Below are 11,335 nucleotides of genomic sequence, written 5' to 3'. Positions count from 1 at the left end.
AGCCCGAGGATCGTGAATGGTTCCGGCTCATCTGCCGGCGAGGGTCAGGCCGGACGGTACCATCCGGCGGGATCTTCCCGGGCCACCGGCCAGGCGTCAGCGAAGGTCCGTCACCGGACGGATGCGCGCTCGATGCCGATCCGCGCCGGCCGATGTCGAAACGCCAAGTTTCGGCAAAGGCGCCGCCTTGCCAGAGAGACGCATGCAGCGGGAAAGAACGCCGAACGGGGCGCCGCAAGGAGCCACATACTCATACTCTGACAGGCCCCCTGCGGCGCCGCGTCCGAGACTGAAATGACCCGACCCGGAGGGAGCGATCCCGACCGGCGGCGAAGCTTTGGGGGATTTTTGACAATCTGGCGGGGCCCCGGACCGTCACCGGTCTTTCCCGTGGCAGTGGACGCCAGCCGGGCAAAGGAGGCCGAGATGCGATTGCAGCCGTTCCCCTCAGACGCCGGCACACCAGCCATTGTCCTTTGCCTCGCTCACCAGCCACCTCGCCAGCCATTCGACATGACGGCCGGGCTGGTCCGGCTGCATCAGCCAGTAGCCGCGCCCCGGCGCCTGGAGCGTCGGTCCGGCGGCGGCGAGAACGCCCGACATCATGGAGGCATCGACGAGACCCTCCCATCCGATGGCAATGCCCTGACCCGCAATCGCGGCCTGCACGACGAGCGAATAGGTATTGAAGGTCAGGTCGACATGACCGGCCTGCGCCTCCCGCTTCGCGCCAAAGTGCGACAGATAGGAAGTCCATTTAAACCACGGCGCCTGCGAAGGACTGTCGAGATGGATCAGCGTCGATCGCGCGAGCGAGGACGGGTCGTCGAATGGTCCGTTCCTCTCGGCGAACGCGGGCGTGCACACTGGCGTGACGACCTCCGGCACGAGCAGAAGCGCGTCCGCCTTCACATCGCTTTTCGCACCGAAGACGACGGCAATCTCGTTTTCGGCGAGGCGGGCCTGCTGGAACCGCTGCGTCGCGACGATCTGGATGTCCAGCTCGGGATGGAGCCGCCGAACCACCTGCATCCGTGGCATCAGCCAGAGCGAGGAGAAGGCATAGTCCGTCAACAGCCGGATCGTGGCGCGGTCGCGCTCGGCGTGAAATCCGTGCACCGCGTCGTCGATGTCTCCGACCGCCCGCCGGGCGATCTCGTAAAGAGCCCGCCCCGCCGGCGTGAGTTCGACACCACGGTGAACGCGCTCGAAGAGCGCGACCCCGACGTCCTCCTCGGCGCGCCGGATGTGATAGCTGATCGCCGGTTGCGACATGTTCAGCACGTTTGCCGCCGCGGTCAGACTGCCCTGTCTCGTCGCCTCGACGAACACACGCATCCAGCCGAGGTCAACCGGTCGCCTTCGCATCGAAAATCCTTATGGCAAGCATCGAGAAAGCCCATCTTCACGGGGAAGGAAAATAGACCCACGAATACGGAAATCAAATAACAAGGGGAATGAAAATGAGGAAGACTCCTGTTGCTGCCGGCGTCACGCTGGCGATCCTTGTCTCGGTTTCCGTCGCGGGGACAGCCCGTGCCGGTGAAGACGCGGCCTGCAAGACCATCCGGATGTCGGATCCCGGCTGGACCGACATCACCGCGACGAACGGCGTCGCCGGCGTCCTGCTCTCGGGCCTCGGCTACGAAGCCGAGGTCAAGACGCTTTCGGTGCCGATCGGCTACGAGGCGATGAAGAACAAGGAGATCGACGTCTTCCTCGGCAACTGGATGCCGGCGCAGAAGGCGTTCATCGACGATCTGAAGAAGGCCGATGCCATCGAGATCGTCGGCCGGAACCTCGAGGGCGCGAAATTCACGCTTGCCGTGCCGTCCTACGTCGCCGCCGAGGGCGTCAAGGACTTCGCCGACCTTCAGAAGCACGCCGGCGAATTCGACCATTCGATCTACGGCATCGAGCCGGGCGCTCCTGCCAACGGCAATATCCAGAAGATGATCGATGCCGGCGAGTTCGGTCTCAGCGGCTGGAAGCTCGTCGAGTCGAGCGAACAGGCGATGCTGGCCCAGGTGGAGCGGGCCGCCGAGAAAAAGGCGGCGATCGTCTTCCTCGCCTGGGCGCCGCATCCGATGAACAACCAGTTCGAACTCACCTATCTCTCCGGCGGTGACGCCTATTTCGGCCCGAATTACGGCGGGGCCGAGGTCTACACGTTGGCGCGGACCGGCTGGACGGAGATGTGCCCCAACGCCGCACGTCTGTTCAAGCAGCTCTCGTTCGACATCGCCATGGAGAATACGCTGATGGGGAAGATCCTCGAAGGTGAGGACTCCAAGGCTGCCGCAGTCACCTGGCTGAAGGACAATCCGCAGTCTCTCGGACCCTGGCTTGACGGCGTGACGACATTCGACGGCGCTCCCGGCCTCGAGGCCGTCAAGGCGTCCCTCGGGCTCTGAGCAGGAAAGACATCATGGCGCGACCGAACATTCTCGTCCTCATGGTGGATCAGCTGAACGGAACGCTGTTTCCGGACGGTCCCGCCGACTTCCTGCACGCGCCGAACCTGAAGGCTTTGGCGGAGCGCTCCGTGCGCTTCGCCAACACCTACACGGCAAGCCCGCTCTGCGCGCCGGCAAGGGCATCCTTCATGTCGGGCCAGTTGCCCAGTCGCACGCGCGTCTACGACAACGCCGCCGAGTTTGCCTCCGACATTCCGACCTTTGCCCATCATCTCCGGGCGGCGGGCTACCAGACCTGCCTTTCGGGGAAGATGCATTTCGTCGGGCCCGACCAGCTGCACGGCTTCGAGGAAAGGCTGACGACGGACATCTACCCGGCCGACTTCGGCTGGACGCCCGACTATCGGAAGCCCGGCGAGCGGATCGACTGGTGGTATCACAATCTCGGCTCCGTCACCGGGGCCGGGACGGCCGAGATCACCAACCAGATGGAATATGATGACGAGGTCGCCTATCACGCGACCCGCAAGCTCTACGATCTCGCGCGCGGCAACGACGGCCGTCCGTGGTGCCTGACGGTGAGTTTCACCCACCCGCACGATCCTTACGTCGCCCGCAAGCGCTTCTGGGATATCTACGAGGATTGCCCGGCGCTCGACCCGAAAGTCGGCGCGATCCCCTTCGACGAACAGGATCCCCATTCGCAACGCCTCCTCGTCGCCTGCGACCACGACGCGTTCGAGATTACCGACGAGGATGTGCGGCGCGCCCGCCGCGGCTATTTCGCCAATATCACCTATGTCGACGAGAAGATCGGCGAGATCATCGACGTACTGGAACGGACCGGCATGCGTGACGACACGGTCGTCCTCTTCGTATCCGATCACGGCGACATGCTGGGAGAACGCGGCCTCTGGTTCAAGATGAGCTTCTTCGAAGGATCGGCGCGCGTGCCGCTGATGATATCGGCCGCCGGCTGGGAGCCCGCCCTCGTCGAAACGCCCGTCTCGACGCTCGACGTCACCCCGACCATCGCGGCGTTGGCCGGCATTGACATCGCCTCCGTGCGCCCCTGGACCGACGGCGAGGACCTCGGTCCCGTCGTCCAAGGCGAAAGAAGCCGTGGGCCCGTGCCGATGGAATATGCCGCCGAGGGCTCCGAGGCGCCGCTCGTCGGGCTCCGCGCCGGCGCCTTCAAGCTGACGCTTTGCGAGAAGGACCCTCCGCTTCTCTTCGATGTGGAGGCGGACCCCGACGAGTTGCGGAACCTCGCCGCGGACCCGCGTCACGGCGAAACGCTCGCCGGCCTGACCGCCGAATGCGAGAGGCGCTGGAACCTTCGAACCTTCGACGCCGCCGTGCGGGAAAGCCAGGCCCGGCGATGGGTGGTCTACACCGCCCTGCGCAACGGCTCCTACTACCCCTGGGACTACCAGCCGCTGCAGAAGGCCTCGGAGCGCTACATGCGCAACCACATGGATCTCAACGTGCTGGAGGAGAGGCAGCGGTTCCCGCACACGTCGCCGTGACGAGTGGCCGGCTCACCCCGCCATCGGCGGGGCGGGCGACCTGTCCGGCGGAAGGTTCAGCCGACGGCGCCGAGTATCTGGCCAAGTTGCGTTTCGTCGCGCGTGCGCGCCCTCCTCGATTTTCTCGCGGAAAGGGGAAGGGTTTCGTGAGTCATGTTCCAAGAAGCGACGTCAACGCCGCGAGAAGGCTCAGATGCCGAGCGCGTCGCGCAGCGCAAGTCCCTCCGGGGTGCGGAAATCGAGATCGGCCTCGATGTGGTCGATGTGATGCAGCATCAGATGCGCTGCCTTCTCCCCGTCGCGCCGCTCCAGGGCGTCGAGGATGTCGGCGTGCTCGTTGTGTCCGCAGCTCGAAACCCCGGTGCGTCCGTAAAGGGCGATGACCAGCGAGGAACGCGCGATCAGTTCCTCCATGAAGCGCTTGAGGATCTGGTTTCCGGAAATCGAGGCCACCATCAGATGAAAATCACCGGAGGCCTTGATCTCCGCCCGGCGGGCGGCGGGGCCACGCTCGTTCATATGGGTGGTTTCGTCCTCGAGATGCCGCCGGAAATGCTCGACATCCCCGGAAGTGATACGCGCGGCGGCGGCAATCGCGATCCCCGGTTCGATCAGCCGGCGCGAGGCGAAGACCTGACGGGCCTCTTCCGGCGACGGGCTGGAGACGAAGGCGCCGCGATTGCGCTCCATTTTCACCAGTCCCTCGAAGGCGAGCATCTGCAGCGCAGCCCGTGCGACCGTCCGGCTCGCGTCGAACAGGGCGCCAACCTCGCTCTCGGTCAGCTTGGTGCCCGGCGCGAGACGCCTGTCGATAATCGCACTCCTCAGCGACTCCCGGATCGCTGCCGACCGGTCGTCCTGGGCACTCTCGATCGCACCCGCTTTTTCCGTTGCATCCATGGCCTGTGTCCCGCTTCGCATTTCGCCCCAGACTAGCTGATCCGACAGTGAATGCAAAGACCGCACAAGATTGTGTACAATCTGCCCATAAGATCGCCACCATTCGCCCAGAATCTGCGCACAGCGTCCGGCCGGCGGCGCGAGATGCGTTAATCGAAGCGGAATAGTCTTTCCGTTTCAATCGGTTGACGCACGCCGACAAGAACTGGCACGCACGATGCATGCTCTTTTGCGGACCTGGAGAGGGCGTGCATGAGCAAAGCGGCAGACATAGACATCGCATCGATCACCAAGATCTACGGCACCACCACGGCCGTGGATGCCGTCAGCCTGAAAATCCGTGCCGGCACCTATTGCTGCCTGCTCGGCCCTTCGGGATGCGGCAAGACCTCGACGCTGCGCATGATCGCCGGCCACGAGACGGTCACCAGCGGCGACATCCTGCTCGGCAACACGATGGTGACCGACCTGCCGCCCGCCCGGCGCGGAACGGCGATGATGTTCCAGTCCTACGCGCTCTTTCCCCATCTCGATCTCGTCGACAACGTCGCCTTCAGCCTCAAGATGAAGGGGATGGGGCGGGAGGCACGCCGTGCGAAGGCGCTGGAGATGCTGGCGCTCATGCAGCTCGAACCGTATGCGGGGCGCAAGCCGGCGCAACTCTCCGGCGGCCAGCAGCAGCGCGTGGCGCTCGCCCGCGCCCTGATCACCGATCCGGCGGTGTTGCTCCTCGACGAACCGCTTTCGGCGCTCGACCCCTTCCTCAAGGTGCGCATGCGCGCGGAACTGAAGAAGCTGCAGACCTCGCTCGGCATCACCTTCGTCCACGTCACCCACAGCCAGGAAGAGGCGATGGCGCTCGCCGACCTCATCGTGGTGATGAACGAGGGCCGGATCGAGCAGGCCGCGCCGCCGCGCACCGTCTTCGAGCGGCCCGCGACCGCGTTCGTCGCCCGCTTCATGGGCGATCATAACGTGATTTCCGGCCGCGTCGTCGCCTCCGATCCCTCGGGACCGGTAATCGAGGTGCCGAGCGGCGGCCGCTTCCACGCAAATGGACCGGCGACGGAAATCGGAGCGCCGGCCGACATTGCGGTCCGCACCGACCGTATCCGCCTCGGCGATCCGATCGCGGAGGGCTACGGCTTCCAGGGGATCGTCGGCAACATCGAATATCTCGGCGCGACCGTACGGCTTTCGATCACCGGGGCCGGCCTCGATGAATTCACCGTGGTGGCGCGGGATACCGATTTCTTCACCCGCCAGCCGAAGGTCGGCGAGGCCGTTCCGCTCTCCTGGGACCCGGGCGACGTGATCGTCCTCGGCCGCCCGCAACACCGCAATCCCTGAGCAACCAAAAAACCACAGAGGAGAACTGCGCATGACCGAGACCAATACCAAGAAGACGGGCATCACCCGCCGCAACCTGCTCAAGACCGCCTCCGCCGCGGCCGGTCTCGCAGCCGGCTCCGGCGCCATCACCGGCTTCCCGACAATCTGGGCGCAGAACCCGATCACGCTGCGCCAGTTCGGCACGGGTGTTTCGAACATCAACGCCATCGCCGAGAAGTGCAAGGCCGACCTCGGCATCACGCTCGAAATGACGGCGACGGATTCGGACGCCGCCGCCCAGCGCGCCGTCACCCAGCCGAACTCCTACGACATCGCCGACATCGAATACTGGATCCTGAAGAAGGTCTATCCGACCGGCGTGATCCAGCCGATGGAGACGAAGAAGCTCAAATATTACGACAAGGTCGTGCCGCTCTTCAAAACCGGCAAGCTCCTGCCCGACAGCGTGATCGCGCAAGGGACCGCGCCGCACACCGTCGGCTATGTCGAAAGCAAGGACGCCAAGACCTTTGCCAAGGGCGAGACCGAGTTCTTCACGATGATGCCGACGATCTACAATGCCGATACGCTCGGCATCCGTCCGGACCTCGTCGGCCGCGAGATCACCACCTGGGCCGACATCATGGATCCGGCCTTCAAGGGCAAGACCTCGATCCTCAACATCCCGTCGATCGGCATCATGGATGCGGCGATGATCTGCGAAGCCATGGGCATCATCAAATATGCCGACAAGGGCAACATGACGAAGGCCGAGATCGACACCACGATCGACTTCCTGATCAAGGCCAAGCAGGCCGGCCAGTTCCGCGCCTTCTGGAAGTCGTTCGACGAGAGCGTCAACCTGATGGCATCGGGCGAAGTCGTCATCCAGTCGATGTGGTCGCCGGCCGTGGCCGCCGTCCGCTCGAAGGGCATCGCCTGCAAGTATCAGCCGCTCAAGGAAGGCTACCGCTCGTGGGGCGGCGGTCTCGGCCTCGCCTCGCACCTTTCGGGCGCGCAGCTCGACGCGGCCTACGAATACATCAACTGGTACACGTCCGGCTGGGTCGGCGGCTATCTCAACCGCCAGGGCTACTATTCCGCCTGCATGGAGACCGCCAAGGAATTCATGTCCGCCGACGAGTGGGGCTACTGGATCGAGGGCAAGCCGGCGACCGGTGACATCATGTCCCCGGAAGGCAAGGTCATGGAGAAGGCCGGTGCCGTGCGTGACGGCGGCTCGTTCGAAGAGCGCATGGGCAAGGTCGCCTGCTGGAACTCCGTCATGGACGAGGACCGCTACATGGTCCGCCGCTGGAACGAGTTCATCGCGGCGTAAAGGGAACACCCCTCCCCAACCCCTCCCCACAAGGGGGAGGGGCTTTTCCTCCACCGCCCGTGGAAGGTGAAAGATTTCGGCGTGGTTTCTCCCCCCTTGTGGGGGAGATGGCCGTCAGGCCAGAGGGGGTCTTTCATTCCATCGAAGTATAAGGGTGAGACGAGCTATGACCACAGTGCGATTCCTGGGTGTCGGCGAAGACAGACCCAAGCGCTCCATCCGCCTGCCCGGCTGGCTCGCCTCCTATCTGCAGGCCACGCCGCTCGCGCTCATCCTCGGCGCCTTCCTTCTCGTTCCGATCGTCATGATCGGCATCGTCAGCTTCTGGGACTACGACTTCGCCCAGATGTATCCGGATTTCGTCACCTTCAATTATTCGGAAACGCTCGGTTCCTGGGTGACCTGGAAAACCTATCTCAACACCATCAAGTTCGCGGCAATCGTCTGGGCGATCACCCTCTTCATCGGCTTCTGGGTCGCCTATTTCCTCGCCTTCCATGTTCGCAGCGCCGCCATCCAGACCGTGCTTTTCCTCGTCTGCACGGTGCCCTTCCTCACCTCGAACATCATCCGCATGATCTCGTGGATTCCGGTTCTCGGGCGAAACGGGCTGATCAACAGTACCCTCGTCTCCTCCGGCATCGTGGCCGAACCGGTGGAATGGCTCCTCTATTCCGATTTCGCCGTCGTGCTCGCCATGGTGCATCTCTACACGCTGTTCATGGTGACACCGATCTTCAACACCATGATGCGCATCGACCGGTCCCTTCTCGAGGCGGCGCGTGACGCCGGCGCATCCGGCTGGCAGACGCTGGCGAACGTGGTCATTCCGCTCGCAAAACCCGGCATGGCGATCGGCACGATCTTCGTCGTCACGCTGGTGATGGCCGATTTCTCGACCGTGCAGGTGATGTCCGGCGGCCAGAGCGCTTCCGTCGCCCTCATGATGAAGAACCAGATGTCGCTGCTGCAGTACCCGGCCGCCGCGGCGAATGCGGTCGTCCTGCTCGTCCTCGTTCTCCTGATGGTCGCAGCAATCCTGCGCGTCGTCGACATCCGCAAGGAGCTCTGACATGTACCGGGAAAAGCGTTCGCGCGAATTCTACGTCCTCGCCGCCTTCTTCGCCCTCTTCGTGCTCTTCCTCTACGGTCCGCTCTCGGCGATCCTCATCCTCTCCTTCCAGGGGCCGAACGGCGGCCTCACCTTCCCGCTCAACGGCATATCGCTTCACTGGTTCGTCAATCTCTTCGAGCAGCAGGCCGTCGGCGACTTCGGCGGCTCCTTCCGTCGCTCCCTCACACTCGGGTTGATGGTGATGGTGGTCACCGTCCTCGTCTCGCTGCTTGCGGGGCTCGCCTTCCGCCGCCGTTTCATCGGCGCCTCGGCGCTCTTCTATCTTGCCGTCGCAAGCCTCGTCGTCCCCTCGATCATCATCTCGCTCGGGATCGGTGTTCTCTTCCAGCAGATCGGGCTGCAGCCGGCCTGGTATTCGTCGGCCTTCGGCGCGCACCTCACCTGGACGCTCCCCTTCGGCGTCCTGATCATGTTCGCCGTCTTCAACCGCTTCTCGCCCGCCTATGAAGAGGCCGCCCGCGACCTCGGGGCGAGCGCCTGGCAGACCTTCCGCCATGTCGTGCTGCCGATGATCGCACCCTCGCTTGTCGGCATCGGTCTCTTCGGCTTCAGCCTCTCCTATGACGAGTTCGCCCGATCGCTGATGACGTCGGGCACCTACAACACGCTGCCGCTCGAAATCTACGGCATGACCACCAACGTCACCACGCCAGTCCTCTACGCGCTCGGCACGGTGACCACCCTCTTCTCCTTCCTCGTGATCGGCGGGACGCTGGCGCTGATCTCCTTCATCAATCGCCGTCGTCGCGACGGTTGAGGTTTACCCGTTCATGCGCATCGCCGTCATCAATCCGAACACAACCGCCAGCATGACCGCGACCATCGGCGATGCCGCCCGTCGCGTCGCCAATCCCTCGACCGTCATCGATGCGATCACCTCTTCGATGGGGCCGGCCTCGATCGAGGGCTATTACGACGAGGCGCTCGCAGTGCCCGGGCTCCTGGTCGAAATCGCCAGGGCGGAAAAACAGGGCGCCGCGGCGGCGGTCATCGCCTGTTTCGACGACACGGGTCTCGACGCAGCGCGTGCGCTCGCCGCAATCCCGGTCGTCGGCATCTGCGAGGCGGCGCTCGCCTCCACCGCCTTCATCGCCCAGCGCTTCTCGGTCGTCACCACCATGGAACGCTCGCGCATTCCCATCGAGGCGCTCGTCCACCGCTACGGAATGACGGGGCGATGCAGGGTGCGCGCCGCGGACATCCCCGTGCTCTCGCTCGAAGACCCGCAATCGAACGCCCGCGACCGTCTGCGCAGCGAAATCGCGGCGGCGCTGAAGGACGACCGGGCGGAGGCGATCGTGCTCGGCTGCGCCGGCATGGCCGATCTCTGCCTCGATCTCTGGCGCGAATTCTCCGTGCCGGTGGTCGATGGCGTCGCCGCCGCCGTCAAGCAGGCGGAGGCGCTGGTGGCCATGGGCTTGTCCACGGCAAAGCGAAGCGCTTATGCTCGGCCGGTCGACAAACGATATGACGGGGCGATGGAGGCCTTTGCGCCGTCAGCCATGGGGGTGTGATGGATCAGCCGGGTGTCCAAGTCCGCGTTCTCAATGCAGCCGGAGTCGAACGCCTCGTCGGCTGGGCGAAAGACGAAAGCTGGAATCCCGGACTTGCCGACGCCGCCGCCTTCCGCACAGCCGACCCCGACGGCTTTCTCGGCTGCTTTCTCGACGATGAACTCGTCGCCGGCATATCCGCCGTCGCCTACGGGCAGGACTTCGGTTTCATCGGGCTCTACATCTGCCACCCCGATCATCGCGGCAAAGGCTACGGCAAGCTGGTCTGGGATGCCGGCATGGCCCGTCTCGGCGACCGCACGATCGGGCTCGACGGCGTCCCGGCACAGCAGGCGAACTATGCCCGCATGGGTTTCGTCGCCGCCTACGACACGCTGCGCTGGAGCGGCCGCCCGACGCATCCGCAAGCGGGCGGCAACGTCGTCGCCGTCACCGGGGACCTCGTGCCGCAGGTCCTCGCCTATGATCGCCCCTTCTTTCCCGCGGAGCGGGACGGCTTCCTGCGGACGTGGCTCGAACACCCCCGCCATGCCCGCGCGGTGCTGCGGAACGGAAGCGTGCACGGCTATGCCGTCGTCCGGGAGTGTCACGACGGGTTCAAGATCGGGCCGCTCTTCGCCGACGGCCTCGAAGACGCCAAGGCGCTGGTCGCGGCTTGCGCGGCGGCCGCGGGCGGCGGCACCCTCCATATCGACGTCCCTGTCGGCCAGGAAGCTCTCGCCGAACACCTCTGGGCGCTCGGGTTCGCGGAAGGTTTCGCCACCAAGCGGATGTACCGGGGCCCGGCGCCGGACCTCGTCATGAACGGCATCTTCGGTATCACGACGCTCGAACTCGGCTGAAGGGCGGAAAGAAGAGCCGATGCCGGAGCGGCCTCGGCACGGCGTCGCAGGCTCTGCCCGTCAGCCATCACTCGCGAGTGATGCGACAATACTCCCAGGAAAATGGAACAGGAATTCCAGCGATCATCCGCGCCTGATGCTCCCTTTGCCACGATTCATCGGATTCTTTGTCGCAGGCCGGCTTTCGCCCGTTGACGGCCTTCGCAAAAAATGGAATAAATTATCTGCATTTTGACGCGAACGGTCTGTTTATTCCGTTTTGCATGTCGCGCGGGGAGCGCGGGCCGAATGCACAGGGCCGGAAAATCCGGCTTCCGGCAGGAGCAA

The 11,335-nt window shown here is 64.5% G+C and carries 10 protein-coding genes; 8 read left to right on the top strand and 2 right to left on the bottom strand.

Annotated elements, in window-relative coordinates; translation table 11 throughout:
• Positions 1–447: 447 nt before the first annotated feature.
• A complete protein-coding gene (locus NHF53_RS13390; RefSeq protein WP_252834595.1) occupies positions 448–1,368 on the bottom strand; it encodes a choline sulfate utilization transcriptional regulator in 921 nt (306 codons plus the stop codon).
• Positions 1,369–1,463: 95 nt separating this feature from the next.
• On the opposite strand from NHF53_RS13390, the gene choX reads away from it, so the two are divergent.
• Both choX and betC read left to right on the top strand, forming a co-directional pair.
• Positions 1,464–2,414: a choline ABC transporter substrate-binding protein gene (choX, locus tag NHF53_RS13385; protein ID WP_252834594.1), complete on the top strand. Its 951-nt coding sequence runs from the start codon at positions 1,464–1,466 to the stop codon at positions 2,412–2,414.
• Between the two features lie 14 nt (positions 2,415–2,428).
• Positions 2,429–3,946 (top strand): choline-sulfatase, encoded by a 1,518-nt coding sequence (betC, locus tag NHF53_RS13380; RefSeq protein WP_252834593.1) that lies wholly within the window; start codon positions 2,429–2,431, stop codon positions 3,944–3,946.
• A gap of 189 nt (positions 3,947–4,135) precedes the next feature.
• Here betC and NHF53_RS13375 read toward each other — a convergent pair whose 3' ends face one another.
• Positions 4,136–4,846: a GntR family transcriptional regulator gene (locus NHF53_RS13375; protein ID WP_252834592.1), complete on the bottom strand. Its 711-nt coding sequence runs from the start codon at positions 4,844–4,846 to the stop codon at positions 4,136–4,138.
• A 252-nt stretch (positions 4,847–5,098) separates the two neighbouring features.
• Between NHF53_RS13375 and NHF53_RS13370 the strand changes: the two genes are divergently transcribed.
• The 6 genes from NHF53_RS13370 to NHF53_RS13345 all read left to right on the top strand — a co-directional run bounded on the left by NHF53_RS13370 (position 5,099) and on the right by NHF53_RS13345 (position 11,008).
• On the top strand, positions 5,099–6,196 hold the full coding sequence (locus tag NHF53_RS13370; RefSeq protein WP_252834591.1) for an ABC transporter ATP-binding protein: 1,098 nt from the start codon (positions 5,099–5,101) through the stop codon (positions 6,194–6,196).
• A 31-nt stretch (positions 6,197–6,227) separates the two neighbouring features.
• Complete coding sequence (locus NHF53_RS13365) at positions 6,228–7,517, top strand: PotD/PotF family extracellular solute-binding protein (protein ID WP_114364625.1); 1,290 nt, start codon at positions 6,228–6,230, stop codon at positions 7,515–7,517.
• A gap of 166 nt (positions 7,518–7,683) precedes the next feature.
• Entirely contained in the window at positions 7,684–8,589 is a 906-nt protein-coding gene (locus tag NHF53_RS13360) for an ABC transporter permease (RefSeq protein ID WP_252834590.1), read from the top strand.
• A gap of 1 nt (position 8,590) precedes the next feature.
• Positions 8,591–9,409 carry an ABC transporter permease gene (locus tag NHF53_RS13355; RefSeq protein WP_252834589.1) on the top strand — a complete coding sequence of 273 codons (819 nt, stop codon included), beginning with the start codon at positions 8,591–8,593 and terminating at the stop codon, positions 9,407–9,409.
• Positions 9,410–9,422: 13 nt separating this feature from the next.
• On the top strand, positions 9,423–10,166 hold the full coding sequence (locus NHF53_RS13350) for an aspartate/glutamate racemase family protein (protein WP_252834588.1): 744 nt from the start codon (positions 9,423–9,425) through the stop codon (positions 10,164–10,166).
• Positions 10,166–11,008: a GNAT family N-acetyltransferase gene (locus NHF53_RS13345; protein ID WP_252834587.1), complete on the top strand. Its 843-nt coding sequence runs from the start codon at positions 10,166–10,168 to the stop codon at positions 11,006–11,008. The genes NHF53_RS13350 and NHF53_RS13345 overlap by 1 nt, the downstream gene beginning before the upstream one ends.
• Positions 11,009–11,335 lie beyond the last annotated feature (327 nt).

The organism is Ciceribacter sp. RN22, assembly GCF_024054295.1.
Classification (GTDB): domain Bacteria; phylum Pseudomonadota; class Alphaproteobacteria; order Rhizobiales; family Rhizobiaceae; genus Allorhizobium; species Allorhizobium lividum.
The sequence above is the reverse complement of the archived record's forward strand: the minus strand, read 5'-3'. Positions and strand labels throughout refer to the sequence as shown.